The organism is Pseudoclavibacter sp. RFBG4, from assembly GCF_002931515.1.
In the GTDB taxonomy this organism is placed as follows: domain Bacteria; phylum Actinomycetota; class Actinomycetes; order Actinomycetales; family Microbacteriaceae; genus Pseudoclavibacter.
Window position 1 is genome coordinate 66,918 of sequence record NZ_PSYC01000008.1, and the last position, 26,601, is coordinate 93,518.

The window sequence follows — 26,601 nt, forward strand, 5'->3', positions numbered from 1 at the left end:
TGGATGGATCTCCTGTGCTCATGGCATCCCTCGCGTTCCTGACTCTCGCGCTCATCCTCGCGGCACTCCACCGCCCCCTCGGCGACTACCTCGCCTGGGTCTACACCTCAGAGAAGGACTGGCGTCTCGAGCGGGCCGCGTACCGGCTCGTGGGCGTCGACCCCGCCTCCCCGCAGACCTGGCAGTCATACCTCCGCGGAGTGCTCACCTTCTCCGCGGTCGGTGTGCTCCTCGTCTACCTGCTGCAGCGCACCCAGCAGTGGCTGCCCTACTCGCTCGGGCTGCCTGCGCCGTCTGAGCCCCTCTCCTTCAACACGGCCGTCTCGTTCGTCACGAACACGAACTGGCAGTCGTACTCGCCGGAGCTCACGCTCGGCTACACCGTCCAGCTGTCGGCGCTCACGGTGCAGAACTTCGTCTCCGCCGCGGTCGGCCTGGCCGTCGCGATCGCCCTCGTGCGCGGTCTCGCCGCCACGCGCAGCGGCACGCTCGGCAACTTCTGGGTCGACCTCGTGCGCGGAACCGTCCGAGTCCTGCTGCCCATGTCGACCATCGCCGCGCTCGCACTGCTCGCGGGCGGCGTCATCCAGAACTTCAGCGGGTTCACCGACGTCGCGACGCTCGCCGGGGCAACGCAGTCCATCCCGGGCGGCCCCGTCGCGTCCCAGGAGGCGATCAAGCTCGTCGGCACGAACGGCGGCGGCTTCTTCAACACGAACTCGGCGCATCCGTTCGAGAACCCGAGCGCGGTGACGAACCTGCTGCAGATCGTCCTCATGCTCGCCATCCCGTTCTCGCTGCCTCGGACGTTCGGGCGGATGGTCGGCGACCGCCGCCAGGGGCTCGCCGTGCTCGCCGTCATGGCCACGCTCTTCACCGTGTCGTTCGCCGTGCTCACCGCCGTCGAGAGCGCGGGCTTCGGTGCCGCGCCCGAGGCCGCAGGGGGAGCGATGGAGGGCAAGGAGCAGCGCTTCGGCATCATCGGCTCGACGCTCTTCGCCACCACGAGCACTGGCACGTCGACCGGTGCCGTCAACTCCATGCACGACTCCTACACGGCCTTCGGCGGCCTCCTCCCGATGCTGAACATGATGCTCGGCGAGATCGCGCCAGGCGGCGTCGGCTCCGGCCTGTACGCCATGCTGGTGCTGGCGATCATCGCGGTCTTCATCGCCGGCCTCCTCATCGGGCGCACCCCGGAGTACCTCGGCAAGCGGATCGGCCCGCGAGAGATCAAGCTCGCGAGCCTCTACATCCTGGTCACGCCCGTCCTCGTGCTGACGGGAGTCGCCCTGAGCTTCGCCATCCCGGGCATCCGCGAGGACGTGCAGTCGACGTCCATCTGGAACCCGGGCGTGCACGGCCTCTCCGAGGTGCTCTACGCCTTCACCTCCGCCGCCAACAACAACGGATCGGCGTTCGCCGGCCTGACCGCGAACACGCCATGGCTCAACACGGCCCTCGGCACCGTCATGCTGCTCGGCCGCTTCGTGCCCATCGTGTTCGTGCTGGCGCTCGCCGGCTCGCTCGCCGCGCAGGACAAGGTGCCGGCCACCGTCGGCACCCTGCCGACGCACCGCCCGCAGTTCATCGGGCTGCTCACCGGCGTGAGCGTCCTCATCACGGCCCTCACCTACTTCCCAGTGCTCGCGCTGGGCCCCCTCGCAGAAGGACTCTCCTGACCATGCAGAGCATCCCCATCATGGCGTCGCTGCCCGGCGCGTTCCGCAAGCTCGACCCGCGCGCGCAATGGCGCAACCCGGTCATGTTCATCGTGTGGGTCGGAGCGGCGTTCACGACGGCGCTCGCGATCGCCGAGCCCTTCCTGGGCGGCCCGGCCGACTCCGGCGGCACGCAGATCCCCGCCTCGTTCACCATCGCCATCGCCGTCTGGCTGTGGCTGACGGTGCTCTTCGCGAACCTCGCCGAGTCGGTCGCCGAGGGGCGGGGCAAAGCGCAGGCCGAGACCCTCCGGCAGACCAGGACCAGCACCGCGGCTCACCGGGTGGGCGGCTACGACCCGGCCGGCGACCCGGGAGCGGAGCGCGGGAGCACCGTGGAGGTCTCCTCGGCCGACCTCACCCTCGGCGACGTCGTCGTCGTCTCCGCGGGCGAGCTGATCCCGGGCGACGGCGACATCATCTGGGGGATCGCCTCCGTGGACGAGTCGGCCATCACGGGTGAGTCAGCCCCCGTCATCCGCGAGTCCGGCGGCGACCGCAGCGCCGTGACCGGGGGCACCCGCGTGCTCTCCGACCGCATCGTGGTTCGCATCACCTCGAAGCCGGGCGAGACCTTCGTCGACCGGATGATCGCCCTCGTCGAGGGTGCCTCCCGGCAGAAGACGCCCAACGAGATCGCGCTCTCCATCCTCCTCGCGTCCCTCTCGATCGTGTTCGTGGTCGTCGCGCTGACGCTCAACCCGATCGCCTCGTACGCGGCGAAGCCCGTCAGCATCACGGTCCTCATCGCCCTGCTCGTGTGCCTCATTCCGACCACCATCGGAGCGCTGCTGTCGGCGATCGGCATCGCGGGCATGGACCGGCTCGTGCAGCGCAACGTGCTCGCGATGTCCGGGCGGGCCGTCGAGGCCGCCGGCGACGTGACGACGCTGCTGCTCGACAAGACCGGCACCATCACCTACGGCAACCGGCGCGCGTCCGAGTTCGTGCGGATGCCCGCCACGGGCGAGCAGGAACTGGTCCGCGCCGCTGCCCTGTCCTCGCTCGCCGACCCGACCCCCGAGGGGGTCTCCATCGTCGAGCTCGCCCGCCAGGAGGGCGTCGATCTCGCCGCCGAACCGGGTGCGGCGCAGGGCGAGGTCGTCGCGTTCACAGCGCAGACCCGTATGTCGGGACTCGACCTGCCTGACGGCGCGCGCATCCGCAAGGGCGCCGGGTCCGCGGTGACCGCCTGGCTCGCCGACGAGGGCGCGCCACTCGAGGCCTCACGGCTCGAGGAGCTCCAGGACGCCACGAACCGCATCTCGCAGAGCGGAGGCACGCCGCTCGTCGTCGCCGTGATGGATGCGCCCGGCCCCGGCTTGGTTAGAGGTACCGGCGCGGCCGCGGGGCGCGTGCTCGGCGTCGTCCACCTCAAGGACATCGTCAAGGAGGGCCTCAGCGAGCGCTTCGCGGAGCTGCGGTCGATGGGCATCCGCACCGTCATGGTGACGGGCGACAACCCGCTCACGGCGGCCGCCATCGCCAAGGAGGCCGGAGTCGACGACTTCCTCGCCGAGGCCACGCCGGAGCAGAAGCTCGCCTACATCCGCCGCGAGCAGGACGGCGGCAACCTCGTCGCGATGACGGGGGACGGCACCAACGATGCGCCGGCGCTCGCGCAGGCCGACGTGGGCGTCGCGATGAACACGGGCACGTCGGCGGCGAAGGAGGCTGGCAACATGGTCGACCTCGACTCCGACCCGACGAAGCTCATCGACGTGGTGCGCATCGGCAAGCAGCTCCTCATCACGCGCGGCGCGCTCACCACGTTCTCCATCTCGAACGACATCGCCAAGTACTTCGCGATCATCCCGGCCATGTTCATGGGCGTGTACCCCGGTCTCGGGGTCCTCAACATCATGGGTCTCCACTCGCCCGCCTCGGCCGTGCTCTCGGCCATCGTCTTCAACGCCATCGTGATCGTGGCGCTCGTGCCGCTCGCGCTTCGGGGCGTGAAATACCGGCCGGCGAACGCCGCGAGCACGCTCGGCCGGAACCTCCTCGTTTACGGGGCAGGCGGCATCGTCGCGCCGTTCGTCGGGATCTGGCTCATCGACCTCGTCGTTCGCCTCATCCCAGGCTTCTGACCCCGCCAACAACCGCCCCGACTGATCTGACAGGACTCCACCTTGAACTCCTCAACTCGCGCCACGGCGCGCACCACCTGGGTCGCCGTGCGGGCGATGCTCCTCTTCACGCTCGTGCTCGGCGTCGGCTACACCATGGTCATCACGGGCATCGGGCAGCTCGCGTTCGGAGCCCAGGCGAACGGCTCCCAGCTGCACGACGCCGACGGCACGAGCATCGGGTCCAGCCTCATCGGGCAGTCCTTCACGGACGCCGAGGGCGCCCCGCTTCCCGCGTTCTTCCAGTCGCGCCCGTCGGCCGCGGGCGACGGCTACGACTCGGGCGCCTCCTCCGGCTCGAACCTGGGGCCCGAGAACCCGGAGCTCGTCGCAGCCATCGACGAGCGGCGCCGTGAAGTCGCCGAGCTCAACGGCGTCTCGCTCGCGGAGGTGCCCGTGGATGCCGTCACGGCGTCCGCGTCCGGCCTCGATCCGCACATCAGCCCCGAGTACGCCGCCCTGCAGGTGGCACGCGTCGCCGAAGCTCGCGGGCTCGCGGAGGCGGACGTCCGTACTCTGGTCGCAGCGCACACGACCAGCCCCTTCCTCGGCTTCCTCGGGGAGGCGAGCGTCAACGTGCTCGAACTCAACCAGGCCCTGGTCGAGCTGCAGGCCACGACCATGGATACGAAGGAGCGCTGAGGCATGGCGAAGCGCGGACGGCTGCGGGTGCTGCTCGGCGCCGCACCTGGCGTGGGCAAGACGTTCGCGATGCTCAACGAGGGCAGGCGGATGCGCGAAGCTGGACAGGACGTCGTCGTCGCGGTCGTCGAGACCCACGGCCGGGCCGCGACGGCTGCCGCAGCAGACGGGCTCGAGGTGCTGCAGCGTGCGGAGTCCCTCCACCGCGGCGTGACGCTCTCGGAGATGGACGTGGACGCCGTGCTCGAGCGCAACCCCGAGATCGCCCTCGTCGACGAGCTCGCCCACACGAACGCCCCGAGTTCGCGCAACACCAAGCGCTGGGAGGACGTCGAGGAGCTCCTCGAGGCCGGCATCGACGTGCTCTCGACGGTGAACATCCAGCACGTCGAGTCGCTGGGCGACGTGGTCGAGCAGATCACGGGCGCACCGCAGCGGGAGACGATCCCCGACCAGGTGCTGCGTCGCGCCGACCAGGTGCAGGTGGTGGACCTCTCGCCCCAGGCGCTGCGGGATCGGCTCGCGGCTGGCCTCGTCTACCCGGCGGAGCGTGTCGACGCCGCGCTCTCCAACTACTTCCGCCTCGGCAACCTCACGGCGCTGCGGGAGCTGGCGCTGCTGTGGCTCGCCGACGAGGTCGACCAGTCCCTGCAGAACTACCGCGCAGAGCAGGGCATCGACACCACGTGGGAGGCCCGCGAGCGAGTCGTCGTGACGATCACCGGCGGCGCGGAGGGCGAGACGCTGCTGCGCCGCGGCGCCCGCATCGCCGCGAGGTCGGGCAGCGGGGAGCTGCTTGCGCTGCATGTCACGAGCCAGGACGGTCTTCGCGCCGGTGACCCAGCGCACCTCGCGCGCCAGCGGGCGCTCGTCGAAGAGCTCGGCGGAACGTATCACCAGGTCGTCGGCGAGGATGTCCCGGCGGCGCTCATCGAGTTCGCGCGCTCGGTCAACGCGACCCAGCTGGTCATCGGCGTGAGCCGCCGGAATCGTCTGGCTGCGCTGCTCACGGGGCCGAGCGTCGGGAGCGCGGTGACCCGCGAGGCGGGCAGCATCGACGTGCACATCGTGAACCACGCGCGAGCCGGCGGCGGGGTGAGGCTGCCGCGGCTCGGCGGTGCGCTCACGATGCGTCGCCGCATCGCGGGGCTCGCGCTCGCGCTGGTGGCTGGACCACTGCTCACCTGGCTCCTGGCGTCGCTCGGCAGCGTCGACTCGTTCACGACGCACGCGCTCAGCTACCAGCTCCTCGTCGTCACGGTCGCCCTCATCGGTGGGCTGTGGCCCGCGCTCTTCGCTGCCGTGCTCTCGGGGGTCACGCTCGACTTCTTCTTCGTCGCCCCGTTCGGCACGGTCCTCATCACCGAGCCGAGCCACCTCGTCGCGATCGTCCTCTACATCGTCATCGCGACGCTCGTGAGCCTCGTCGTCGACCGGGCAGCCAGGAGGGCGCGCGAGGCCAGGAGGGCCGCCGCGGAGTCGCAGCTGCTGCAGACGGTCGCCGGCAGCGTGCTGCGCGGGCAGAGCGCCCTGCAGGCGCTGGTCGAGCGGACCCGGGAGGCGTTCGGGCTCGCGGGCGTGCGACTCGTGGATGCGCGAGGCGATGCCAGCGCGGCTGACCCGCTTGTGCTCGCGAGCTGCGGAGAGCCGGTGCGCGGGAACCGCCACGCGGTCATCCCAGTGATTGCCGGGACGTCGGACGGGGCTGGCGCGCGACTCGAGCTGCACGGGCGCGAGCTCGATGCCTCTGAGCGTCGCCTCCTGACGGTCATCGTCGCCCAGCTCGGTGCGGCTCTGGAGCACAGCGACCTGCGGGACGCGGCAGACGAGGTGGCCCCGCTCGCCGCCTCCGACAAGGTCAGGCGGGCGCTCCTGTCCGCCCTCAGCCACGACCTGAGGCGGCCCCTCGCCTCGGCGACGGCGGCCGTCAGCGGCCTGCGTTCGGCGGGCGAGGAACTCGCGGCAGCCGACCGTGACGAGCTCCTCGAGACCGCGGACGAGAGCCTCGGCACGCTCGCCGCTCTCGTCACCGACCTCCTCGACGTGAGTCGACTGCAGTCCGGGGGGCTCGCGGTGTCGATCATGCCGACCGACCCCGCCGACGTGATCGTGCCCGCGCTCGACGAGCTGCAGCTCGGCCCTGACGACGTGGAGCTGGCGCTCGACTCGAGCGCCGCATCCGTCGCCGCCGATCCGGCGCTCCTGCAGCGGGTCCTCGTGAACCTCCTCGCCAACGCGGTCCGGCACTCGCCACCGAACCGCCGCGTGCGGCTCGCGACGAGCGAGTTCGGCGGGAGCGTGCAGATCAGGGTCATCGACCGGGGGCCTGGAATCCCAGCCGAACGCCGCGACGACGTGTTCGTGCCCTTCCAGCGCCTCGGCGACACCGACAACTCGACGGGCCTCGGGCTCGGCCTCGCCATCTCGAAGGGATTCGTGGAGGGGATGCACGGCACACTGGTGCCGGAGGACACCCCGGGCGGAGGGCTCACGATGGTCGTGACGCTGCCGGTCGCCGGCAACCCGCCCGAGCAGATCCAGGGAGATCGCGCATGAAGATCCTGATCGCCGACGACGACCCGCAGCTGCTGCGCGCACTGCGCATCACCCTCACCGCCAAGGGGTACGAGGTGCTCGTCGCCCGCAACGGAACGGAGGCCGTCTCGATCGCGGCCGAGCGCCGCCCGGACCTGTACCTCCTCGACCTCGGGATGCCCGAGCTCGACGGGCTCGAAGTGATCCAAGCCGTCCGCGGCTGGTCGGACGCGCCGATCCTCGTCGTCTCCGGGCGCAGCGGGGCTGGCGACAAGGTGGATGCGCTCGATGCCGGCGCCGACGACTACGTCACGAAGCCGTTCTCCGTCGACGAGCTGCTCGCGCGCATCCGTGCCCTGTCCCGTCGGGTGCCGCAGGGCGACGCCGAACCCGTCGTCGCGTTTGGCGACGTGTCCGTCGACCTCGCCGCGAAGAGCGTCGTGCGCACGGGAGGGGGCGAGGCGGCGCACGTGCGCCTCACCCCGACGGAGTGGCAGGTGCTCGAGCTGCTCGTGCGCCACGCGGGGAGGCTCGTGACGAGGCAGATGCTGCTCACGAGCATCTGGGGCTCCGAGCATGTCACCGACACTGGATATCTCCGGCTGTACATGTCGCAGCTGCGCAAGAAGCTCGAGCCGGTGCCGTCCGAGCCTCGCCACCTCCTCACCGAGGCCGGCATGGGGTATCGGCTGGTGCTGCGGCCGGACGGCCCCTCGGCCTCGCTGTCCGAGAAGGGCTAGCTGTCCGAGGGGGCCGCTCGGCTCGCCTCCTCAGCGCTGGGGAACTCGATGCCCTCCGCGTCGATATCACCGACATCGTCTGGCCCACCCGTGCCCGGCCGCACATTCACCTTGTCGGTGTCGATGTCGCCGTCGAGGCGCCCGTCGACCTCGTCGACCCGTGCGGTGCCGGTCTCTTGCTTCGCCTGCGTCTCGCTCTCGCTTCCGGGGGAGTAGGCGGTGTCCTTCTCGAGCTGCTCGTCCGTGGAGAGGCTGTCTTCGTGATCGTGCATCTGGTGGCTCATCTCGCGAGCCTGTGGGCTCGTCCTGGGAAGCCGCGGGGGTCCGGATGCGTGGAGCCCGTGAGTCTCGACGCAGATGGCCCGCGTCGCCGGAGCGTCGCGGGCCACAGCATCAACCGGCTGGGTGGCCGGTATCAGTCCTCTTCGGGCTCGAAGGTGGAGGCGTCCGGGTCGTAGCCGACGGCGACTCCGTCGTCGGAGTCGGGAATCGTTCCGTCTTCGCCGAGGCCGTTCGGCTTCTCTTCGCCGTCGGCGTCGTGGGAAATCTTCTGGTCGCTCATCGTTGGCCTTCCGGTCGGGATCTTCCTTGACTGGGCCGACGATAGCGCTCGCGGCTGGGGAGTTTGCGGGACGTGACGCGGCGGGGTGACGTCGGGGAGCGGTGGCTGCTACTCGGAGTCCCAGATCGCCGTCAGCGCGTTCATGATCTCCGTCTGCGACGTGCCTGAGCGCCGTGCTTCCTCGACGGCGGCCCGCAGCTTCGCGGTGACGGCACCGGGCAGTGTCGAGGGCTGGTCCGCGACCCGGGTGCCCGCGGCTCCGCGCGTCACGATCGTGCCCTCAGCCTCGAGCAGCCGGTAGGCCCGCGCCGCGGTGCCGAGGGCGACGCCGAAGTCCCTGGCGGTCTGGCGAACGGTCGGCAGCCGTTCGCCCGCACCGATCCGTCCCGCCAGGATCAGCCCCCGGAAGTGGGCCGCGACCTGCTCCGACGTTCCCTCGCTCATCGTCGTCCCCGACCGGTCCGGTGCGTGAAGCCGACAAGCAGGAGCAGCGTGAGGCCGACGCCGCGGAGCAGGCGGCCGCCCCACGTCAGCACCGGCTCGAAGGCGGCCATGCTCGTGCCCCAGGAGTAGTCGGGCGCGGTCAGCTGCGCTCCGGCCGCGCCTCCCATCCGGAGCGCGCAGCTGCCGAGCACGAAGACGAGGATCCCGATCGAGAACCAGAGGATGCGCGTTGCGAGCGCCCGACGCGCTCGGCTCTCCCACTCGACGCTCTGCGGCTCGAGGAAGGTGCGCGTCGCATTGGCGTGCAGCGCGAACACGGTTGCCGCGACGAGGGCGACCGCCGCGATCGCTGCCGGAACGCCATACGCCCACCCGTAGAAGCGACCCGATGCAGCGGAGAACTGCCCACCCGTCTCGATGACGAACAGCGTGTGGCGGCCGTCCTCGTCCGCGCTCGAGATCGAGCCCGCGAACACCGTCAGGAGGAGGAGCGCAGCGAGAGCCGCGGCAAGGGTCGCGAGCCCGCGACCCGGGGCGTAGGTCCGCAACCCGCGCGGCCCGGAAGGCGGAACCGCAGCGCGAGGCGTGCTGCGAAACAGCGTGAGGATCAGAGCGACCACGATGAGGGTGAGGCTGCCGACGATGAGCTCCCGAGAGAAGTCGTGCCAGCGGAAGTCGAACGGGTCCGAGTTGAGCGTGAGCCAGCCGGGCAGCATGCCCTCGACGAAGGGTGCAAACGCGACGAGAACGGCCAACAGGGCGGCGACGCCGAGGGTCAGGCTGGCCAGCGCATCCGGGCGTGAGCGCAGCAGACCCGGGCTCGCTGCCGGGACGCGCACTCGAGAGCGCACCCACGGGGCGAAGCACAGTCCGAGGGCGAGCACTGCCGCCGGCACGAAGGTGACCAGGTCGAACATCAGGATCAAGAACAGCGGGCTCATCTGCGCCTCCTTTGGCAGTCGTCAACCTCTTGTTACTCTTCCAGGGTACAAGATTTTGTACCTGCTCGGCGGTACAAGTGCTGAGGTTGGAGGCGTCGGCGGTTTGCCTGGGTCAGAGCCCGAGCAGCAAGGAGGCGGCGATGCCGGCCATCACCACGGCGATGATGGCGTCGAGGATGCGCCACGCGGCGGGGCGCGCGAAGACCGGCTGCAGGAGCCTGGCCCCATAGCCCAGGGCTGTGAACCAGACGATGCTGCCGAGAGCCGCCCCCGCGCCGAAGAGCCAGCGCGCATCGCCGTGGGTGTTCGCGACGGACCCGAGCAGGACCACCGTGTCCAGGTAGACGTGCGGGTTCAGCCAGGTGAGTGCGAGCGCCGTGAGCAGCGTCGGGAGCAGGCCGGCCGAGGCGCGTGGTTCGTCTGCATCCAGTGCCTTCGGCCTGAGGGCGCGACGGGCCGCGAGCACCGCGTAGCCGAGGAGGAACGCGGCGCCCCCGATGCGGACCACGGTCGTCAGCCAGGGGAGCGCGGTGAAGACGATGCCGGCGCCCCCGATGCCGAGCAGGATGAGGATCGCGTCGGAGAGGGCGCACACGGCGACTACGGCGAGCACATGTGTGCGGAGCAGTCCCTGGCGCAGCACGAACGCGTTCTGTGCGCCGATCGCGACGATGAGCGACAGGCCGAAGCCGAAGCCAGCGAGCAGGGGGAGCAGGTCCGGGGTCATGGTGTGACCGTATTTGGGTCAACGGCGATGGTCCAGGTCATGTTTCTTGTGAATCATTAGCATTGCTTCATGCCTGATTCCCCGCACGCGTTCGACCCTCAGCGCCTCGCTGCGCTTCGATCCGCCGTCGAGACGGGCACGTTCGAGGCGGCCGCCCGGGAGCTGCGCGTCACGCCCTCGGCGATCAGCCAGCGCATCAAGTCCCTGGAAAGCGAGACCGGGCGCGTGCTGCTCCAACGCAGCAAGCCGGTCGTGCCGACCGAATCGGGCGAGGTCCTCCTCCGCCTCGCGCGGCAGGTGGATGCGCTCGGCAGGGAGGCGTCGAACGTCCTCGGGCGAGTGGGCGGAGCATCCGGCGCCACTTCTGGAGCGGCCGAGGCGCCGCCCTCGCTCGAGCGGCTGCCGATCGCCGTCAACGCCGACTCCCTGGCGACCTGGCTGCTCCCCGCCCTCGCACCTTTGGCCGGGGAGATCGCCTTCGACCTGCACCGAGCCGACGAGGCGCACACCACGGACCTCCTCAGGCGGGGCGCCGTGACCGCCGCGATCACCGCCGACCCGGTCCCCGTGCAGGGCTGCACCTCCGCGCTGCTCGGAGCGATGCGCTACACGCCGATGGCATCGCAGGACTTCGTGGAACGCTGGTTCACGGGGAGCGCTCGGCGCTCGGGAGGGGTGCTCGCGCACGCGCCGGTTGTGGTCTTCGACCGAGCCGACAGGCTCCAGGAGCGCTACCTGCGGGGGATCGGCGTCGACCCGGCAGGCCCGCCCTGCCATTTCGTGCCGTCCTCGGCAGACTTCGTGCGGGCCATTCGCCTCGGCTTCGGGTGGGGCCTGGTTCCGGATCTCCAGGGAGGCGACGACGCCTCGCTCGTCGCGATCGACCCTGGCGCGTCGATCTCGGTGCCCTTGTTCTGGCAGCAATGGCAGCTCCACACGGAAGCCCTCGGCAGGACCGCGTCGGCGGTCTTCGCCGCCGCCGCGCGCAGCCTCTGACCGGGAACGGCTACCAACAGTGCGCTCTCGCCGAGCAGAGTGCAACCCCCAATAAGTTTCTCGGTGTTCATCTAGTCTCAGCCGGGCTCGCATTCTCGCGCGCGCCCGCATCCGCGGCACCAGGAAGGTCCCCATGGGAAGCACATCCGTTCGCACCACTCCTCCTCTCAGATTTCGACGCAAGCAGCTCCTCCTCCTTGCGGGTTCGACGGTCGCCGTCGCGGGTCTCTTCCCGGTCCTTCTCGGATCCCAGTCGGCCCAGGCCATCGGCACGGCGCCCGGTCTCGGCACCGCCGAGAGCTACTCGGTGCTCGGCGGGCAGTCCGTGTCGAACACGGGCCCAAGCGTGCTCGATGGCGACCTCGGAGTGAACCCCGGGACTGCGATCAGCGGGTTCCCGCCCGGCATCGTGCTCGGCGACGTGCACGCCACAGACGCGAACTCGCTGCAGGCCCAGGCCGATGTGACCACCGCGTACAACGCGCTCGAAGGTCAGGCCGCCGACGCGCCCATCAGCGCCGACCTCGGCGGACAGACGCTCACGGCCGGCGTGTACGAGGCTTCGAGCACCGCGGGCATCACCGGAACGCTCTCTCTCGACGCGGAAGGCGACCCCGACGCGGTCTTCATCTTCCAGATCGGCTCCGCGCTGACCACCGCACCCGACAGCACCGTCGCGCTCCTCAACGGCGCACAGGCGTGCAACGTCTTCTGGCAGATCGGCAGCTCCGCCACGCTGGACACCGACACGACCTTCGTCGGCTCGATCCTCGCTCTCACCTCGATCACCGTGAACGAGGGGTCGACCGTCGACGGACGTGCGCTCGCGAGGAACGGCTCGGTCACCCTCGACACGAACACCTTCACCACGAGTGAGTGCACCACCGGAAGCACCGTCACGCCGACGGAGACCGTGACGCCGACGGAGACCGTGACGCCGACGGAGACCGTGACGCCGACGGAGACGACGACGCCGACGGAGACGACGACGCCGACGGAGACGACGACGCCGACCGAGACGACGACGCCGACCGAGACGACGACGCCGACCGAGACGACGACGCCGACCGAGACGACGACGCCGACCGAGACGACGACGCCGACGGAGACCACGACTCCAACCACGACGGTAACGCCAACCACGACGGTGACGCCGACGGAGACGACCACGCCGACGGAGACGACGACGCCGACCGTGACGGTCACGCCGACGGAGACGACGACGCCAACCACGACCGTGACGCCGACGGAGACGACCACGCCGACGGAGACGACGACGCCGACGGAGACGACGACGCCGACGGAGACGACGACGCCGACGGAGACGACGACGCCAACCACGACCGCGACGCCGACGGCGACGACCACGCCGACGGAGACGACGACGGCTACGCCGACCGTGACGGTCACGCCGACAGCATCAGTCACCCCGACGACAACAGCATCGGTCACGCCGACGACGACAGCCCCCGCAGTCATTCCCGTGAAGCCCGGAGCTACCGGCTCGCCTGACCTGGCGACCACCGGTGCCCAGGATGCGGGTCCCTGGCTCATCGGGGGGCTCGCCGTGCTCATCGCCGGCGGCGCGCTGCTGATCGCCAGCCTGCGTCGACGCAACTCGCACGAGGTCTGAGCCCGCGCGGCTGCGACTGAACTGAACTGAGCAGGCCTCGGCAGGTGTCAAATGCACCGGCCGGGGCCTTCTCGGCATCCACCTCTCGTCACCGTGCGTTCATCGCACGGCCCTAGGAGGTCGCAGCAAGGTGCCGCCTAGGCAAGGCACAGGTTCTCCCATCCCAAACCCCGCCGACGAGCGCCCAGCCATCTGGGTGCGCCTTGTAGACCTCGAAGAGCGCGTGCCATGCCTCGGCCTGGGAGGGAGTCATGGCTGGGGCGGTGATGGTCAAGCGTCGACCTTTCGGAGGAGTTCGGCGACGCGGGATCGCTCGCGGACGCCGTCATGGTGTGCGAGGTCTACGAGGAGCAGCCCGAGAGGCAGGGGTGACGGTGGTTTCTCGTCGGCGAGGTGCAAGAGGACATTGGGCCTTTCGGATGGCCGGAGCAGGTACTCGCGGCGGATCGCGGCGGCATCATCTTTGGCGACCCGGGCTTCGAGCTGGCCCGCGGCGGTGATCTCGGCGCGCGGATCACTGAATCCGGATTTGACGATCCGTTCGTCGGCGGCGAGATCGGCGAGGTCGCTGGCAGCCACCTGGAGCTTCAGGGGAGCCTCTTCGCGGATCCAAGCGCCGAGGACGCGGTCCGGATCGGGGCTGTGCATGAGTTCGTTGCGGTAGCGGCGGAGTCGTGCGCGTTCGGATGCCGAGAGCCCTTCAGGGGCATCTCCGGAGAGAATCGCGAGGAGGTTCGCGCGCATCCGGTTTCCCAGCGGGCGAGAGGGTGCGGGGCGGTGTGCGAAGGGCTGGTCGATGAGCCACTGCCTACCCACCTGGCGGGCCGGGATGGTGCCTTGCTCGATGAGCGCGCGCACGCGACGAGGGGACACCCCCTCGCGCTTGGCAAACTCGGCAACGCTCTCTTCTGTCATGTACACAAGCATACCGGCAACGGTATGGATGTGTACATGGGTGCGGCTGCTGGGCGTGCCTAAGCCGCCGCGGCGACCGCGGCGAGCACGACGGGGTCTTCGCATCCGCGTGCGAATCCGCGGATGCGGCGGTCGATGTCACGCTGCAGCACGAACTTCCCGATTCGCTCCGCGACCGGGGCGAGCCACTTCGGCTTGCAGGCGAAGTTGTAGCGCCATACCGCGAGGGTCCGTGCCTCACCGTCGCCCTCGGCGTCCGGGGCGGGTGTGAACCGCCAGCCCCCGCCGAGGCGCTCGAAGAACCAGGAGCCCTTCGTCATCTTCATGCCCACATTCGTCGGTGGGGCGTAGGAGACGTACTCGCTGATCATCCGAAAGCCGAGCCGCTGCACGGTGGCGGTGCGCACCCCCTTCGCGGGGAGTGTCGCCCCGTCGAGGAAGTGCTGGCGCCGGATGAACGGGTCCCAGCGCATCCGCACCTCGCCGGTGGTCTGCGACACGGCGAACGCCGTCGCCGGGTCGACATGGACGATGCAGCGGGACTCGACGACGGGCATGCCCCATCGTGACATGCGCATTCCCGAGAGGCGTCCGCGAGGTTCGACATGATGGGGTGATGGACAGCGCATTCGAGGAACTCATCGCAGAGGCCGAGGCCGCCAGCGTCGACGGCTGGGACTTCTCCTGGCTCGAGGGGCGGGCCAGCGAGGAACGGCCCAGCTGGGGCTACGCGCGCCTCCTCGGCGAGCGGATGGGGACTGCGCAGGCGTCCCTCGACATTCAGACGGGCGGGGGTGAGGTCCTGGCGCTGTCGCCCGTCATGCCGCCGCTGGCCGTCGCGACGGAGTCCTTTCCGCCGAACGTCGCGAAGGCGACCCGGCTGCTGCATCCGAGGGGCGTTGCCGTCGTCGCCGACCTCGACGAGCCGCCGCTGCCGTTCGCAAGCTGCGCCTTCGATCTCGTGACGAGCCGCCACCCTGCGACGGTCTGGTGGGAGGAGATCGCACGCGTGCTGCGCCCCGGCGGCACCTACCTCGCGCAGCACGTCGGCCCCGCCAGCGTCTTCGAGCTCATCGAGTACTTCCTCGGCCCTCAGCCGGAGGCTCGCCTCGAACGGCGCGCTGACGATGAGGCGAGGGCGGCGGTCGCCGCCGGACTCGACATCGTCGACCTCCGCGAAGAGCGGCTCCGCATCGAGATCAGGGATGTCGGGGCAGTCGTCTACCTGCTGCGGAAGGTCATCTGGTGGGTTCCCGGCTTCAGCGTCGACGTCTACCGGGCCCGCCTGCGAGAGCTGCACGACTCCATCCAGCGTGAGGGGGCGTTCGTCGCGCACTCCACTCGACACCTCATCGAGGCGAAGCGGCCCGACTGACCGTCCCGGCTTTGCTCCTGAACCCCGCTCCCCAGGTTCGCGGAGGATCGCGTGCTTGCCTGGGCTGCGAGAACTCCGCAAGCGAACAGGCGGGAGCCACCATGGAAGACAACCGACACAGCGACGCGCGCCTCGGAAGCTCGGCCGCTGGGGACCCCGTTGGAGACCCGGACGAGCTGAGCGCCGGCGAAGAGAAATCCGGTGCCGAGACGGCTGGCGAGAAGGGTGACCTGCTCGGCGCGGTCGGCAAGCTGGCCAACGTGTTCGCGTTCGGGAAGCTCTCGGACGCCTCAGCCGCAGCCTCGACCGCCGACGGGACGCTGCCGACGGACCCCGACGATGACGGGACCGGCGGCACTGGTGGAGCTCGGCGCGCACCCTAGGCGCACTGCGGGCTGGGGATCAGTCGATGACGAAGAGCTTGGCGCCGGTCGCGGTGCTGGAGCGGTGCGCTTCCATGCCGGTGCCGACCTGGTAGCTCTGGCCGGCCTCCAGCGTGACGCGGCGGCCGTCGTCGAGCTCGGTCTCGAGGCTCCCCTCGAGCACGAGGAGCACGTGCCCGCGGGAGCACCAGTGGTCGGCGAGATAGCCCGGCGAGTACTCGACCTGACGGATGCGCGTGTCACCGATCTGCTGCGTTCTCCAGGTGGCGCCGCCGGTCTCGCCGGAGTGCTGCGTCGGCGCTACTGCCGCCCAGTCGGTGGTCGTGAAGGCGTGCCCGATGAGGTCCATCCCCCGACGATAGTTCCCCGGCGAATGCCGGGGAAATCGCCGCGGCTCACACGGAACCGCTGAGCTCCCGGGTGCGCATCGCCTCCGCCGTGATCTCCAGAGAACGGACGCGATCGGCGCTCTCCAGCGAGCCGTGCCCGATGATGAGCTCGTCGGCGCCTGTCGCCTCAGCGAACTCGGTGAGGTAGTCGCGCACCTCCTGGCCGGTTCCCACCGCCGTGTACCGCATCATGTTCGCGATCTGCTGCCCCTGCGGGCTCGCGATGATCTGGTCCATCTGCTCATCGCTGAAGTCCGAGTTCGGCCCGCGGAGCAGGATGCTGCGAAGCCTGGAGCGCCGGGAGCGGGTGAACTGCTCCTGCGCATCCGCCGAGTCGAGGGCCGCGACGACGTTGACGCCCACGATGAGGTGGGGCGCCGCGAGCTGCTCGGAGGGCTGGAACTGCTCGCGGTACAGGGCGACGGCCTGGAACAGCTGGTCCGGGGCGAAGTGCGACGCGAACGCGTACGGCAGGCCGAGCTGCGCGGCGAGCTGCGCGCCGAAGAGGCTCGAGCCGAGGATGTAGAGGGGCACCTCGGTGCCACCGCCCGGCACCGCCTGCACGCCGGGGATGGTCGACTGGCCGCGCAGGAACGCCTGCAGCTCCAGCACATCCTGCGGGAATTCATTGGCGGATGCCGGGGAGCGCCGCAGCGCTCGGAACGTCGCCTGGTCGCTCCCTGGCGCGCGCCCGAGGCCCAGGTCGATGCGGTCCGGGTAGAGCGTCGCGAGGGTGCCGAACTGCTCCGCGATGACCAGCGGGGAGTGGTTCGGGAGCATGACGCCACCCGCGCCCAGCCGGATCGTGGAGGTCTGCGAGGCGATGTGCCCGATGAGCACGCTCGTCGCGCTCGACGCGATCGTCGGCATGTTGTGGTGCTCGGCGTACCAGACGCGACGGTAGCCTGAGCGCTCGGCGGCCTGGGCGAGCTCGACGCTCGCCTGGAAGCTCTCCCTGACGGTCTGGCCAGGGGCGATGGGAGCGAGGTCGAGGATTGAGAGAGGAACAGTCACCTTGGATGCAACCGCCGAGAGGCGTCAGGTGTTCCCGGCGGGTCGGAGGTGTCTCGTCGACCGTGCCTGACCTCCCGCACCGCTCCTCGTCTACTCGTCGCCCGTGTAGAAAGCCGCGGTGCGCGTGGCCGACTCGTGGGCGTCGTCGGGGTCGGCGCCCGCACTCAGATGCGCGATGCACCAGCGGTCGGCCGCGGAGGCGACGAATCGCCTGCCGCCGTCGGAGTCGTTGAAGGCCGACATGGTCGCGTGGACGTTCGCGTCCTCGTCGGCGAGGGCGATGGCCAGGGCGAGGAGAGCTCCGTCCCAGCCGATGCCGGTGGCAGCTGGCCCGTACTGGGCCCAGTGCTCGTTGTCCGCCACGACGTGGCGGAGCGTGAGGCGCGTCCCTTGCCCCGCTGGCTCGAGGGCGAGGCTGACGCGGCTGACGTCGCCGTCGTACTCCCACGTCAGATGCATCAGGGTGTTCGCCTCGCAGCGCTCGATGGTTCCGGAGGTGCCGCTGTCGGTCAGCCGGTACCTGCCGCCCTGCCGGAGCTCGCCTTCGGCGGGCTCGAACCAGCGGGCCAGGCCCTCCAGAGTCGTGCACAGGCCCCAGATGGTCTCTGGTGGATTCGCGAAGTCGCGCTCGAGCGTCACCATGTGGCTCGTGCCATCCCGCGCAACGCTCCGCGTGACGTTCTCGAGGCTGTCGGTCGACGCTCCGGCGGGGGACACCGGTTTCGTTTCCATGCGACCAGCGTGCCCGCGGATGTTGTGGAATCGCGCAGACCCGGGGCGACCCGGGTATCGGCGTCCTGGAATGTCGGTGCCCTGCCCCACAATGAACGGATGCACATCCTCGTCACGTCGCTCGCGCGCGGCTTCGCGCTCGAAGATCGGCGAGGTCCCGCCGATCGCGACGAGGTGTCGGCACCCGTCACCGTTCCCGACGCGATCGCCCTCGCGCAGCTCGTGTCCGAACGTGAGCGGTCTGCGCCGCCATCCGATCCCATCCGGTGGGTGTGGAACAGTCAGGACATCGTGCCGCGACTCCTCGCCCACGGTGTGCGGGTGGGGCGCTGCCACGATCTGCGCCTTGCCGGGCGCATCCTCATCACGGCCGGCTACCTCGACGCTCGATTCGACGTCGCGGATGCCCGTGGGGGCTCGCACCCCGGCGAGGGACTCTTCGACCTCGACGCCGAGAACCCGGGAACGCCCGAGGCGACGCGGCGGCTCTTCGACGCGCAGCTCGCCGGGCTGGAGGCCTCGGATCAGGAGGCCGATCGGAAGGGCGCCCTCGCGTTCCTCGTCGGCGTCGAGAGCGCCGGGGCGCTTGTCGCGGCCGAGCTCCGGGCGGCCGGCATGCCGTTCAGTGTCGAACGCCACGAGGACGTGCTCGTCGAGGCGCTCGGGGCGAGGGGCACGGGCGGCCGACCGGCGAAGCTCGAGGCGGCGGCCTCAGCCGTTCGAGCTGCGCTCGGCGAGGCGACGCTCAACGTCGACTCGCCAAAAGACCTCCTCGCTGCGCTGCGACGGGCGGGGCTCGATGTGGCCAGCACCAGCAAGTGGGAACTCGTCGGCAGGTCGCATCCGGTCGTCGACGCGCTTCTGCACTACAAGCGTCTGCATCGGCTCTTCACGGCCAACGGCTGGGCGTGGCGCGAGGAGTGGATCCACGGTGGCCGGTTCCGCCCCGACTACGTGCCGGGCGGCGTGGTGACCGGGCGCTGGGCGACGAGCGGCGGCGGGGCGATGCAGCTCCCGAAGGAGATCCGCAGCGCCGTGGTCGCCGACCCCGGCTGGAAGCTCGTCGTCGCGGACGCGGCCCAGCTCGAACCGAGGATCCTCGCGGCTATGTCGGGGGACGAGGCCATGGCGCGGGCGGGCGCGCAGCGCGACATGTACGCGGCATTCGTCGACCGCGGCGTCGTGCCGGACCGAGATAGCGCCAAGGTCGCGATGCTCGGGGCCATGTACGGCGCGACGACGGGCCAGAGCGCCGTCCTCCTGCCGGGTCTCGAGCGGGCGTTCCCGCACGCCATGGGGTTTGTCGCCTCTGCGGCGCGTTCCGGTGAGCGGGGGCAGCAGGTGCAGACCTGGCTCGGTCGCACGTCTCCGTGGCCGCCCGCTGAGTTCTCGCCTCGCGACTTCGGCCGCTTCACGCGGAACTTCATCGTGCAGGGCACGGCAGCCGAATGGGCGCTCACGTGGATGGCGGGTATCCGGCAGCGTCTCGCCGCCCTCGGCTCGGGTTCGGGCGACGCGCGGGGCACCGGCTCGGTCGCGGGTGCGCCGCTCGAGCGCACGGCGCACCTCGCCTACTTCCTGCACGACGAGGTGGTCGTGCACGCGCCAGCCGAGCACGCGGAGCGCGCCGCCGCGGAGGTCATCGCGGCCGCCGCAGAGGCAGGGCGCTTCCTTTTCGCCGGCAGCCAGGTCACGTTCCCCGTCGTCGCCCACGTCGTGGACAGCTACGGCGAAGCGAAGTAGGTGCGGCTTCGGCGACTCAGCGACTCGGGCAACGCCGGCTGCTCGCGTGCGCTCAGCGCTTCGGCCAGACCCAGAGCGGCCCGTCGAACTGCAGCTTGCCGCGGATGCTCGTCGCCCCCGCCTCCTTCTCGAGCTCGACGACGTTCGCGTCGTCGCGCAAGCCGTCGACGAGGGGCTGCGAGTGGGTGACGACGATCACCTGCGTCTGCTCCGAGGCTCGCCGGATGAGGCCCGCAAGCGTGGGCAGGAGGCTGGGGTGGAGGCTCGCCTCCGGCTCGTTCAGGACCAGCAGCTCTGGCATGCGCGGCGAGAGGAGCGCCGTCGCGAGGAGGATCATCCGCAGCGTGCCGTCGGACAGCTCCCGGGCATCCAATGGTCTCGCAAGGCCCGGCTGCGACATGACGATCTTCGCCATGCCAGACTCGTCTTCCTCGACGCTCACTCGTGACCCCGGGAAAGCAGCACCGATGGCATCGTTGAAGGCCCCCGCCTGGCCGATTCGCTGCACCGTCGCGAGCGCGGCTGGAAGACGCGAGCCGTCGTCGGGGAGCACCGGGGTGAACGTGGCAGGGCTCGGCAGCCGAGCGGGAGCCGCCCCGTCGGTGCGGAGGTAGTCGAGAAAGCGCCAACCGCGGGCCGACTCGCGCAGCGCGTATAGCTCGGGTGCTGTTGAGGGGTCGGCGAGTGTTGCGAGCATCGACTCGGCCTCGCGCACGCTCCACTCGGCCTGCACGAGCTTGAAGTCGGCGTCTCTCACGCGCACCGAGTTGGCGCGGCGTTCGACGAGTGTCGTCGAGGGGCGCAGCAGCTCGCTCGCCCAGACGAGCTCGCTCTTGACCACCGGGTCGAAGGGGAAATCGGAGATGATCGGGATGCCGAGGTCGATCGCGAAGTTCTGGACCTGCTCCGGCGAGGGCATACCGAGGTCGGTCGCGAAGGACACCCCGGAGGTGCGCAGGCCGAGCTTGAGGGTGACGGGCTCGCCGCGGGATCGCTTGCCGGCGTGGATGACCGCCCGGAGACCGCCCTCCATCGCGAGCGACGAGAGGGCCCCCTCGCGGATGATGTCGTGCAGCAGCCGCAGCGCTCGGTAGAGGTTGGACTTGCCGCTGCCGTTCGCCCCCGTGATGACGTTCAAGCGCTCGAGCCCGAGCGTGACGCTCTTGATGGACCGGTAGTTCTCGATGGCGAGGAGTTCAAGCATGCTCACACGCTAGGGGGTGCCTCCGACATCGCCGCTGGAGCGTGCAGTCGCGCCCTGCACATGCAGCAAGCGCGGCACCGCCTCCGGAGAGGCAGTGCCGCGCTTGTCCGCTGCGCGCTGGCCGTCTACTTGACCTGGCGGATGAGCTTCTTGTTCACGAACTCCTCGATGCCGAGCGAGCCGAGCTCGCGGCCGAAGCCGGAGCGCTTCACTCCGCCGAAGGGCAGCTCGGGGCTGTCGAGCCCGACGCCATTGATGTAGACCATGCCGGCTTCGATGGCGTCGGCGACGCGCTGCGCCTGCGCCTGGTCGGTCGTGAAGAGGTACGAGCCCAGACCGAAGGGCGTCGCGTTCGCGAGCTCGATGGCCTCCTCTTCGCTGCCGACCTTGTAGAGGGCGGCGACGGGGCCGAAGAACTCTTCCGTGTAGGCGTCGTTGTCGGGGGTGACGCCGGCGAGCACGGTCGACTCGAAGAAGTTGCCGTCGTGGCCACCGCCTGCGAGGAGCTGCGCGCCCTGGGCGACAGCCCGCTCGACCTGCTCGGCGAGGTTCTTCGTGGCCGGGGCAGAGGAGAGCGGGCCGAGCTCCGAGTCGTCCTTCGTCGGGTCGACGGGAGCGACCGAGGTCATCGCGGCCGTGAACTTCTCCGCGAACTCGTCGTAGAGCGAGTCGATGACGATCATGCGCTTCGCGCCGTTGCAGGCCTGCCCGGAGTTGTCGAGGCGCGCGGCGACCGCGGCTTCGACGGCCTCGTCGACGCTGTCGGTGCTGAGCAGGATGAACGGGTCGGACCCGCCGAGCTCGAGGACGACCTTCTTGAGGTGGCGGCCGGCGATCTCGGCGACCGCTGCGCCCGCGCGCTCCGAGCCGGTCAGCGAGACGCCGTGGATGCGGTCGTCGGCGATGATGTCGGCGATCTGCTCGTTGGTGGCGAAGATGTTGACGTAGGCGCCCTCGGGGAACCCGGCGTCGGCGAAGATCTGCTGGAGCGCTGTCGCCGACTCGGGGCACTGGCCGGCGTGCTTCAGCAGGATCGGGTTGCCGAGCACGAGGTTCGGGCCGGCGAAGCGAGCGACCTGGTAGAACGGGAAGTTCCAGGGCATGATGCCGAGGAGGGGCCCGATCGCCGAGCGGCGGATGAGGGCGGTGCCTTCGCCTCCGAGCAGCTCGATCGGAGCGTCCTTCAGGAAGTTCTCCGCGTTGTCGGCGTAGTACTGCAGGATGTCGGCGCTGAAGTCGACCTCGCCGTAGGACTGCTCGATGGGCTTGCCCATCTCCCTCGTGATGATCTCGGCGAGGGCCTCGCGGCGCTCGCGGTGCAGCTCGGCCGCGCGACTCATGAGGGCGGCGCGCTCTGCGACGGTGCTCGGCTTCGACCAGGTCCGGTAGGCACCGTCGAGGCTCTGCAGGGCGGTCTCGATGCCCTCGGATGTGACGAGCGGGAATTCCTGTCCCTGCTCGCCGGTGGCTGGGTTCACGACTACGTAGGTGCTCAAACTCACTCCAGACATTGGATGCGTGCGCGCAGCATCGCGCGATTGGGTGAAGCCTAGGAGATGGGGCCTTGGAAACCCAGGGTTCGGGCCGATTTAACTGAATATCGTTTATTTACAAGGTGCCTCTCCGGCGATGCGGCTCTAGGCTCTGGAGCGGCGGGATTCGCCCGCAGGCAGGGGATGGCATGAGCGAGCAGTCATACGACGATGTCCAGTTCTTCCGTGCGTTCAAGCGGTTCCTCGAACGCGTCAACGAGACGCCGGCCGAGGTCCAAATCGTGCGCACGCCCTTCGGTGGCGAGCTGAGCGATTTCCTCGGCGCCGACGCCGAGGCGCTCCCGGTTGTCGTCGAGGAGTTCGCGAGCTACCGGATCGTCGACGCGGATATCGCGCTCGAGGAGATCGCAGGCCGCGACGAAGCGAGGCTCGTCGGTGTCGCCGGTGGCTCCGCTCACGCGCACGCCGGCCTCGCGGAGCTCATCTCGAGCCCGCACATGCCGTTCAGGTCGGGGCCCGCCGAGTTCACCGAGAAGGCGACGGGGCCCAAGGCAACACGACAGGTCGTGAGCTTCGGTGCACGACTCTTCACCTACCGTGGCGCCCGAGTTGTCGTCATGCAGCGCGCATCCCGCCCCGACATGGGCCGACCTCAGGGGCAGCTCGAGGTGCTCACCGCCGCAGACCCCTCGCTCGTCTCAGATCTCCTCGGCGAGGTTCGTGCCCTCATGATCGAGCGCAGCGTGCTGCGCGGCAAGGTGCTCGCGTTCGAGAACAGCGACTACAGGATGGACGCTGGCGCGTCCTTCCTGGAGCGCCCGAACGTCGCCGAGACCGACGTGATCCTGCCGTACGGCGTCCTCGAATCAGTGGTGGCGCACGTGATCGAGATCGGGCGGCAGCGTGAGGTCCTGCTCGCCGCAGGCCAGCATCTGAAGCGGGGCGTGCTGCTCTACGGCCCACCTGGGACCGGGAAGACGCTCACGGTCAGGCATCTCCTGAGTCGGACGGAGGGGGTGACGGCCGTGCTGCTGACCGGGTCGAGCATCCAGCACATCAGCGCGGCCGCCGAGCTGGCCCGCACCCTGCAGCCGTCGATCGTGGTGCTCGAGGACATAGACCTCGTTGCCATGGAACGCCACGCGTCCCCGCAGCCGCTGCTCTTCGAGGTGCTCGACGCGCTTGATGGTCTCGACGGCGATGCCGACGTCGCCTTCATCATGACCACCAACCGGGTGCAGGTGCTCGAGCGCGCCCTCGTCTCACGTCCCGGCCGAGTCGACCTGGCCGTGGAGATCGCGCTGCCAGGCGGGCCGGAGCGCTACCGTCTGCTCGAGAAGTACGCCGCGGGCCTGCCGTTCAGCGACGAAGCGCTCATGGAGGCGTCGGGTCGTGCCGAGCAGACCACCGGTTCGTTCGCCAAGGAGCTCATCCGCCGTGCGGTGCTCGCGGCGGCACGGCATGGCGTCGAGCCGGACGATGAGATCCTGCTGTCCGAGCTCGACGAGCTGATGTCCGCGCAGTCCGCGCTCACGAGGCGCCTCCTCGGCGAAGGCACGGAGTCGGAGCCTGAGGACGGCGAGGGCCTCCGGCAGGACGTCACGGCCTATGACGGGCAGCCTCCGCTGTCATCGGGCACCGGTCCGGTCCGGTACTCCGGGTCCTACGTCCCGCTTGGCGGGGCGCATGTCTCCGGCTGGACTGCGTACGTGCCGGCCTCGGACGCGGTCTACCCGCCTGGTGCAGGTGCCTCGGCGACCGAGGAGGAACCCTCGAGCGGCGACGGGGAGGTGCTCAGTTGACGACTGCCAGCCAGCGCTCCGACGAGAAGGTGCGGGTCGAAGCGCCGCCCGGGTCGCTCGGCGGGCGTGAGCCGCGGCTGAAGTCGCGCAGCCTGATGCGCCAGCCGTCTGCTGTGCGGACGAAGGTGTCGATGTAGTCGCCGCTCGCCGTCGTGCCGTCCGTTCGGACGAGGAGGAACTTCGACCAGGACTTGATGGTGTCGGCGTCGACCCGATGGAGGATGGTGTCGGTGGTGTAGTGCGGGTGGTACGGCTGCACGGTGTTGATGACGCGGGCGAGCGCCTCGTCACCGCGCACCGCGTTCGGGCCCGCGCCGAAGGAGAAGTCCTCCGTGAACACCTTCCGCAGGTGATCCCAGTCGCGGTTGTCGATGAGCTGCCCGTAGCGGGCGAGCACGTCGAGGACCTCGGCGGCGTCGGCGGCAGGCACTTGCGCTGCCACGGCGCTCGGGCTCTGCGCTGTCATCGCGCCGACTCGAAGCTCGCGAAGGACTCTGCGCCCTCGGCCGAGTACTGCCCGCTCGGGCGCTCGCGGTTTCGCTCCGTGATGCGGCGGCTCGCGATGACCCACGTGCCGTCGCGTTGCTCGAGGGTGTCGAGGTAGTCGCCGCCTGCGGCGGACGCGTCGTAGGTCACGAGCACGTAGCGACTCCAGGCGACGGCCGACCCGGCGGTCTCGCCAGCCCGGATGACCGTGTTGATGGTGTGGTGGGAGGGCAGGTGCCCGCCGAGCGAGGCCGCGAGCTGCTCCTCGAAGGCTCGCGCTCCTGATGCGCCAGTGAACTCGCCAGCAGGGCTCTCGATGCGCGCATCCGGAGTGAAGACCGAGTCGAGCAGGGCCCATTCGCCGTTGTCGACGAAGTGCCCGTAGAGCGCGAGGGTCTGCTGGATGCCCCAGCGGTCGTCGGCGGTGAGTGTGGTCACGTTCAGCCCCATTTCGTTTCCGTTCAGGAACAGTCTCACCACCCACCGACATCCGCGTGCTCTCCGCGGTCGCGGGACTTCCGCGGGCGTCACGAGCGGAAATCTCAGAAAAAAATTGCGAGCGGTGGCGATGTCTGTTGTTTCCGCACCGGGGCGCATCCATTTTTGCTAGTTTGTTGAACTAGTTTCATGGCGTCGACGGCGCCACCACGAGGAGGACCATGGCGCACAAGCCCGCTGAGCGCTCGTCCGGGTACTGGTACCCGACCGGCGGAGAGCATGCGACCTCGGTCGACGTGCTCAACCTTCTGCGTGACTACCGCGAAGCGGAGGCGAAGATGCGAGCGCGGACGCGCTCGTCGATGCGCATGAACGAGAACGACCTGCTCGCGCTTCGCTTTCTGCTCCAGCAGCAGCGTCAGGGCAAGGTCGTCGTGCAGAAGGACCTGGGGGAGCGGCTCAAGATCTCCTCCGCGTCCGTGACCGGCCTCGTCGATCGCCTCGTGAAGAGCGGCCACGTCGAGCGGCGGCCGCACCCCACCGATCGGCGGGCCTCGATCATCGCGTCGACTGCGGAGTCCGACCGTGAGGTGCGGGAGACGCTCGGCCTCATGCACCAGCGCATGATCGCGGTCGTCGACTCGCTGACGACCGAGGAGCTCGACGGGGTGGCGAAGTTCCTCTCTGGCATGGTCGGGTCGGTTGAGGCAGCCGAGCCGCAGGGCACTTCGCAGCACTAGTGGGTGCCTCCTCGAGAGTCAACCCCCGACTTTCACTTTATTTAGTTAAATAAGCTACATATGTGCTCAAACAACGACGCAGGCTCAACCGCAATGCAGTAGCGGCCGCTCGACGACGGGCAGAAGATCGCTACTGGGACGTCTACCAGCGCACCATCATGCCGGGGGAGCTTCTTGCCCTCTGCTTCGTGGGTGCCACCATCTCGATCGGAATCGCGGTCTCGTTCTTCGCCTTCCTTCCCTGGTAGCGCGAGCGGCCACCTGCATGGTCGCCACAATGCCCTCGAAGTGTCAGCCGATGGGTGCGAGGCTCTTCGGTGCGCATCCATCTCCGGATGCCGTGGCGCAGAGGAGCGACATGAGCGACCCCACTTCGATGACCGGCCTCGAGCAGCTGAGGGCTCACCTCGCGAACGGCGCGGAGATCGCTCCGATCGCGCAGCACTTCGGCATGACCGTCGTGAGCTTCGCCGAGGGCGAGGTGATCTTCGAGGGTGTGCCCGACCGGTCGCACTACAACCCCATCGGGACCGTGCACGGCGGGTTCGCGGCCACGCTCCTCGACTCGGCGTGCGGCACGGCAGTGCACACGACGCTCCGGCCGGGGCAGGCCTACACGTCCCTCGAGATCAAGGTCAGCTTCCTGCGCCCGATGACCGTGGAGACGGGCCCCGTCCGGGTGCGCGGTCGCGTCGTGAAGTCAGGGGCGAGGGCGGCGTTCGTCGAAGCCGAGCTCAGGGACTCCGCCGACGTGCTCCTCGCCACGGCGACCAGCACGTGCGCGATCTTCCCAGCGCGCTGACCCGGTCTCCTGGGT

At 69.7% G+C, this 26,601-nt stretch carries 28 protein-coding genes and 1 pseudogene; 14 read left to right on the forward strand and 15 right to left on the reverse strand.

Annotated elements, in window-relative coordinates:
• The first annotated feature begins 20 nt into the window (after positions 1-20).
• Genes kdpA through C5E10_RS02505 form a run of 5 tightly spaced genes read left to right on the forward strand, consistent with a single transcriptional unit; the run spans position 21 to position 7,767 of the window.
• Complete coding sequence (gene kdpA, locus C5E10_RS02485; protein ID WP_258070973.1) at positions 21-1,682, forward strand: potassium-transporting ATPase subunit KdpA; 1,662 nt, start codon at positions 21-23, stop codon at positions 1,680-1,682.
• A gap of 2 nt (positions 1,683-1,684) precedes the next feature.
• Complete coding sequence (kdpB, locus tag C5E10_RS02490) at positions 1,685-3,811, forward strand: potassium-transporting ATPase subunit KdpB (RefSeq protein WP_104330286.1); 2,127 nt, start codon at positions 1,685-1,687, stop codon at positions 3,809-3,811.
• A 42-nt stretch (positions 3,812-3,853) separates the two neighbouring features.
• Positions 3,854-4,492 (forward strand): potassium-transporting ATPase subunit KdpC, encoded by a 639-nt coding sequence (kdpC, locus tag C5E10_RS02495; protein ID WP_104330287.1) that lies wholly within the window; start codon positions 3,854-3,856, stop codon positions 4,490-4,492.
• Positions 4,493-4,495: 3 nt separating this feature from the next.
• Complete coding sequence (locus C5E10_RS02500; protein ID WP_104330288.1) at positions 4,496-7,048, forward strand: ATP-binding protein; 2,553 nt, start codon at positions 4,496-4,498, stop codon at positions 7,046-7,048.
• Positions 7,045-7,767, forward strand: a complete 723-nt coding sequence (locus tag C5E10_RS02505) for a response regulator transcription factor (RefSeq protein ID WP_104330289.1) — start codon at positions 7,045-7,047, stop codon at positions 7,765-7,767. The genes C5E10_RS02500 and C5E10_RS02505 overlap by 4 nt, the downstream gene beginning before the upstream one ends.
• Here the strand turns inward: C5E10_RS02505 and C5E10_RS02510 are convergent.
• From C5E10_RS02510 to C5E10_RS02525, 5 genes are all read right to left on the reverse strand, one after another.
• Positions 7,764-8,051 (reverse strand): hypothetical protein, encoded by a 288-nt coding sequence (locus tag C5E10_RS02510; RefSeq protein WP_104330290.1) that lies wholly within the window; start codon positions 8,049-8,051, stop codon positions 7,764-7,766. The genes C5E10_RS02505 and C5E10_RS02510 overlap by 4 nt on opposite strands.
• Positions 8,052-8,182: 131 nt before the next feature.
• On the reverse strand, positions 8,183-8,329 hold the full coding sequence (locus tag C5E10_RS19000; RefSeq protein WP_181057671.1) for a hypothetical protein: 147 nt from the start codon (positions 8,327-8,329) through the stop codon (positions 8,183-8,185).
• A gap of 108 nt (positions 8,330-8,437) precedes the next feature.
• Positions 8,438-8,773, reverse strand: coding sequence for a GntR family transcriptional regulator (locus C5E10_RS02515; RefSeq protein WP_104240053.1), 336 nt, complete (start codon positions 8,771-8,773; stop codon positions 8,438-8,440).
• A complete protein-coding gene (locus tag C5E10_RS02520) occupies positions 8,770-9,714 on the reverse strand; it encodes a hypothetical protein (RefSeq protein WP_104330291.1) in 945 nt (314 codons plus the stop codon). The genes C5E10_RS02515 and C5E10_RS02520 overlap by 4 nt, the downstream gene beginning before the upstream one ends.
• 112 nt (positions 9,715-9,826) lie before the next feature.
• Positions 9,827-10,441: a LysE/ArgO family amino acid transporter gene (locus C5E10_RS02525; protein ID WP_104330292.1), complete on the reverse strand. Its 615-nt coding sequence runs from the start codon at positions 10,439-10,441 to the stop codon at positions 9,827-9,829.
• Between the two features lie 69 nt (positions 10,442-10,510).
• Between C5E10_RS02525 and C5E10_RS02530 the strand changes: the two genes are divergently transcribed.
• Together C5E10_RS02530 and C5E10_RS02535 are read left to right on the forward strand one after the other, a co-directional pair.
• On the forward strand, positions 10,511-11,437 hold the full coding sequence (locus tag C5E10_RS02530; RefSeq protein ID WP_104330293.1) for a LysR family transcriptional regulator ArgP: 927 nt from the start codon (positions 10,511-10,513) through the stop codon (positions 11,435-11,437).
• Positions 11,438-11,570: 133 nt separating this feature from the next.
• On the forward strand, positions 11,571-13,070 hold the full coding sequence (locus C5E10_RS02535) for an ice-binding family protein (protein ID WP_104330294.1): 1,500 nt from the start codon (positions 11,571-11,573) through the stop codon (positions 13,068-13,070).
• 270 nt (positions 13,071-13,340) lie between these two features.
• On the opposite strand, the gene C5E10_RS19005 is transcribed toward C5E10_RS02535, so the two are convergent.
• The 3 genes and pseudogenes from C5E10_RS19005 to C5E10_RS02545 all read right to left on the reverse strand — a co-directional run bounded on the left by C5E10_RS19005 (position 13,341) and on the right by C5E10_RS02545 (position 14,542).
• On the reverse strand, positions 13,341-13,814 hold the full coding sequence (locus tag C5E10_RS19005) for a hypothetical protein (RefSeq protein ID WP_181062600.1): 474 nt from the start codon (positions 13,812-13,814) through the stop codon (positions 13,341-13,343).
• A gap of 60 nt (positions 13,815-13,874) precedes the next feature.
• Positions 13,875-14,090: pseudogene (locus C5E10_RS19530) on the reverse strand (helix-turn-helix domain-containing protein); the annotation flags it as partial.
• Positions 14,045-14,542 carry an SRPBCC family protein gene (locus C5E10_RS02545; RefSeq protein ID WP_104240060.1) on the reverse strand — a complete coding sequence of 166 codons (498 nt, stop codon included), beginning with the start codon at positions 14,540-14,542 and terminating at the stop codon, positions 14,045-14,047. The gene C5E10_RS02545 and the pseudogene C5E10_RS19530, both read right to left, overlap by 46 nt.
• A gap of 59 nt (positions 14,543-14,601) precedes the next feature.
• On the opposite strand from C5E10_RS02545, the gene C5E10_RS02550 reads away from it, so the two are divergent.
• Together C5E10_RS02550 and C5E10_RS02555 are read left to right on the forward strand one after the other, a co-directional pair.
• Entirely contained in the window at positions 14,602-15,360 is a 759-nt protein-coding gene (locus C5E10_RS02550) for a methyltransferase domain-containing protein (RefSeq protein ID WP_104330296.1), read from the forward strand.
• Between the two features lie 101 nt (positions 15,361-15,461).
• Positions 15,462-15,743 carry a hypothetical protein gene (locus C5E10_RS02555; protein WP_104330297.1) on the forward strand — a complete coding sequence of 94 codons (282 nt, stop codon included), beginning with the start codon at positions 15,462-15,464 and terminating at the stop codon, positions 15,741-15,743.
• Between the two features lie 19 nt (positions 15,744-15,762).
• On the opposite strand, the gene C5E10_RS02560 is transcribed toward C5E10_RS02555, so the two are convergent.
• From C5E10_RS02560 to C5E10_RS02570, 3 genes are all read right to left on the reverse strand, one after another.
• Positions 15,763-16,092, reverse strand: coding sequence for a DHCW motif cupin fold protein (locus C5E10_RS02560; protein ID WP_104240062.1), 330 nt, complete (start codon positions 16,090-16,092; stop codon positions 15,763-15,765).
• Positions 16,093-16,138: 46 nt separating this feature from the next.
• Complete coding sequence (locus tag C5E10_RS02565) at positions 16,139-17,146, reverse strand: LLM class flavin-dependent oxidoreductase (protein ID WP_104298036.1); 1,008 nt, start codon at positions 17,144-17,146, stop codon at positions 16,139-16,141.
• 90 nt (positions 17,147-17,236) lie between these two features.
• Positions 17,237-17,878, reverse strand: coding sequence for an SRPBCC domain-containing protein (locus C5E10_RS02570; RefSeq protein ID WP_104330298.1), 642 nt, complete (start codon positions 17,876-17,878; stop codon positions 17,237-17,239).
• A gap of 99 nt (positions 17,879-17,977) precedes the next feature.
• Here C5E10_RS02570 and C5E10_RS02575 point away from each other — a divergent pair, with 99 nt between their 5' ends.
• Positions 17,978-19,621: a bifunctional 3'-5' exonuclease/DNA polymerase gene (locus tag C5E10_RS02575; RefSeq protein WP_104330299.1), complete on the forward strand. Its 1,644-nt coding sequence runs from the start codon at positions 17,978-17,980 to the stop codon at positions 19,619-19,621.
• A gap of 52 nt (positions 19,622-19,673) precedes the next feature.
• Here C5E10_RS02575 and C5E10_RS02580 read toward each other — a convergent pair whose 3' ends face one another.
• Together C5E10_RS02580 and C5E10_RS02585 are read right to left on the reverse strand one after the other, a co-directional pair.
• Positions 19,674-20,825, reverse strand: coding sequence for an AAA family ATPase (locus C5E10_RS02580; RefSeq protein ID WP_104330323.1), 1,152 nt, complete (start codon positions 20,823-20,825; stop codon positions 19,674-19,676).
• A gap of 125 nt (positions 20,826-20,950) precedes the next feature.
• A complete protein-coding gene (locus C5E10_RS02585; RefSeq protein WP_181062601.1) occupies positions 20,951-22,321 on the reverse strand; it encodes an NAD-dependent succinate-semialdehyde dehydrogenase in 1,371 nt (456 codons plus the stop codon).
• A gap of 185 nt (positions 22,322-22,506) precedes the next feature.
• Here C5E10_RS02585 and C5E10_RS02590 point away from each other — a divergent pair, with 185 nt between their 5' ends.
• A complete protein-coding gene (locus C5E10_RS02590; RefSeq protein WP_104330301.1) occupies positions 22,507-24,120 on the forward strand; it encodes an ATP-binding protein in 1,614 nt (537 codons plus the stop codon).
• Here the strand turns inward: C5E10_RS02590 and C5E10_RS02595 are convergent.
• Entirely contained in the window at positions 24,113-24,586 is a 474-nt protein-coding gene (locus C5E10_RS02595) for a nuclear transport factor 2 family protein (RefSeq protein ID WP_104330302.1), read from the reverse strand. The two genes, C5E10_RS02590 and C5E10_RS02595, sit on opposite strands and share 8 nt — an antisense overlap.
• A complete protein-coding gene (locus C5E10_RS02600; RefSeq protein ID WP_181062602.1) occupies positions 24,583-25,044 on the reverse strand; it encodes a nuclear transport factor 2 family protein in 462 nt (153 codons plus the stop codon). Before C5E10_RS02600 ends, C5E10_RS02595 begins: the two co-directional genes overlap by 4 nt.
• A 221-nt stretch (positions 25,045-25,265) precedes the next feature.
• On the opposite strand from C5E10_RS02600, the gene C5E10_RS02605 reads away from it, so the two are divergent.
• From C5E10_RS02605 to C5E10_RS02610, 3 genes are all read left to right on the forward strand, one after another.
• Positions 25,266-25,784, forward strand: coding sequence for a MarR family winged helix-turn-helix transcriptional regulator (locus tag C5E10_RS02605; protein ID WP_104330304.1), 519 nt, complete (start codon positions 25,266-25,268; stop codon positions 25,782-25,784).
• 62 nt (positions 25,785-25,846) lie between these two features.
• Entirely contained in the window at positions 25,847-26,032 is a 186-nt protein-coding gene (locus C5E10_RS18780; protein WP_146080126.1) for a hypothetical protein, read from the forward strand.
• A gap of 110 nt (positions 26,033-26,142) precedes the next feature.
• Complete coding sequence (locus tag C5E10_RS02610; RefSeq protein WP_104330324.1) at positions 26,143-26,586, forward strand: PaaI family thioesterase; 444 nt, start codon at positions 26,143-26,145, stop codon at positions 26,584-26,586.
• The last annotated feature ends 15 nt before the right edge of the window (positions 26,587-26,601 follow it).

Coding starts and splice junctions, on each gene's coding strand:
- kdpA (WP_258070973.1), top strand. CDS start 21: ATGGCATCCCTCGCGTTCCTGACTCTCGCGCTCATCCTCGCGGCACTC.
- kdpB (WP_104330286.1), top strand. CDS start 1,685: ATGCAGAGCATCCCCATCATGGCGTCGCTGCCCGGCGCGTTCCGCAAG.
- C5E10_RS02500 (WP_104330288.1), top strand. CDS start 4,496: ATGGCGAAGCGCGGACGGCTGCGGGTGCTGCTCGGCGCCGCACCTGGC.
- C5E10_RS02505 (WP_104330289.1), top strand. CDS start 7,045: ATGAAGATCCTGATCGCCGACGACGACCCGCAGCTGCTGCGCGCACTG.
- C5E10_RS02510 (WP_104330290.1), bottom strand. CDS start 8,051: ATGAGCCACCAGATGCACGATCACGAAGACAGCCTCTCCACGGACGAG.
- C5E10_RS19000 (WP_181057671.1), bottom strand. CDS start 8,329: ATGAGCGACCAGAAGATTTCCCACGACGCCGACGGCGAAGAGAAGCCG.
- C5E10_RS02515 (WP_104240053.1), bottom strand. CDS start 8,773: ATGAGCGAGGGAACGTCGGAGCAGGTCGCGGCCCACTTCCGGGGGCTG.
- C5E10_RS02520 (WP_104330291.1), bottom strand. CDS start 9,714: ATGAGCCCGCTGTTCTTGATCCTGATGTTCGACCTGGTCACCTTCGTG.
- C5E10_RS02525 (WP_104330292.1), bottom strand. CDS start 10,441: ATGACCCCGGACCTGCTCCCCCTGCTCGCTGGCTTCGGCTTCGGCCTG.
- C5E10_RS02530 (WP_104330293.1), top strand. CDS start 10,511: ATGCCTGATTCCCCGCACGCGTTCGACCCTCAGCGCCTCGCTGCGCTT.
- C5E10_RS02535 (WP_104330294.1), top strand. CDS start 11,571: ATGGGAAGCACATCCGTTCGCACCACTCCTCCTCTCAGATTTCGACGC.
- C5E10_RS19005 (WP_181062600.1), bottom strand. CDS start 13,814: ATGCGCGCGAACCTCCTCGCGATTCTCTCCGGAGATGCCCCTGAAGGG.
- C5E10_RS02545 (WP_104240060.1), bottom strand. CDS start 14,542: ATGCCCGTCGTCGAGTCCCGCTGCATCGTCCATGTCGACCCGGCGACG.
- C5E10_RS02550 (WP_104330296.1), top strand. CDS start 14,602: ATGGACAGCGCATTCGAGGAACTCATCGCAGAGGCCGAGGCCGCCAGC.
- C5E10_RS02555 (WP_104330297.1), top strand. CDS start 15,462: ATGGAAGACAACCGACACAGCGACGCGCGCCTCGGAAGCTCGGCCGCT.
- C5E10_RS02560 (WP_104240062.1), bottom strand. CDS start 16,092: ATGGACCTCATCGGGCACGCCTTCACGACCACCGACTGGGCGGCAGTA.
- C5E10_RS02570 (WP_104330298.1), bottom strand. CDS start 17,878: ATGGAAACGAAACCGGTGTCCCCCGCCGGAGCGTCGACCGACAGCCTC.
- C5E10_RS02575 (WP_104330299.1), top strand. CDS start 17,978: ATGCACATCCTCGTCACGTCGCTCGCGCGCGGCTTCGCGCTCGAAGAT.
- C5E10_RS02580 (WP_104330323.1), bottom strand. CDS start 20,825: ATGCTTGAACTCCTCGCCATCGAGAACTACCGGTCCATCAAGAGCGTC.
- C5E10_RS02590 (WP_104330301.1), top strand. CDS start 22,507: ATGAGCGAGCAGTCATACGACGATGTCCAGTTCTTCCGTGCGTTCAAG.
- C5E10_RS02595 (WP_104330302.1), bottom strand. CDS start 24,586: ATGACAGCGCAGAGCCCGAGCGCCGTGGCAGCGCAAGTGCCTGCCGCC.
- C5E10_RS02605 (WP_104330304.1), top strand. CDS start 25,266: ATGGCGCACAAGCCCGCTGAGCGCTCGTCCGGGTACTGGTACCCGACC.
- C5E10_RS02610 (WP_104330324.1), top strand. CDS start 26,143: ATGAGCGACCCCACTTCGATGACCGGCCTCGAGCAGCTGAGGGCTCAC.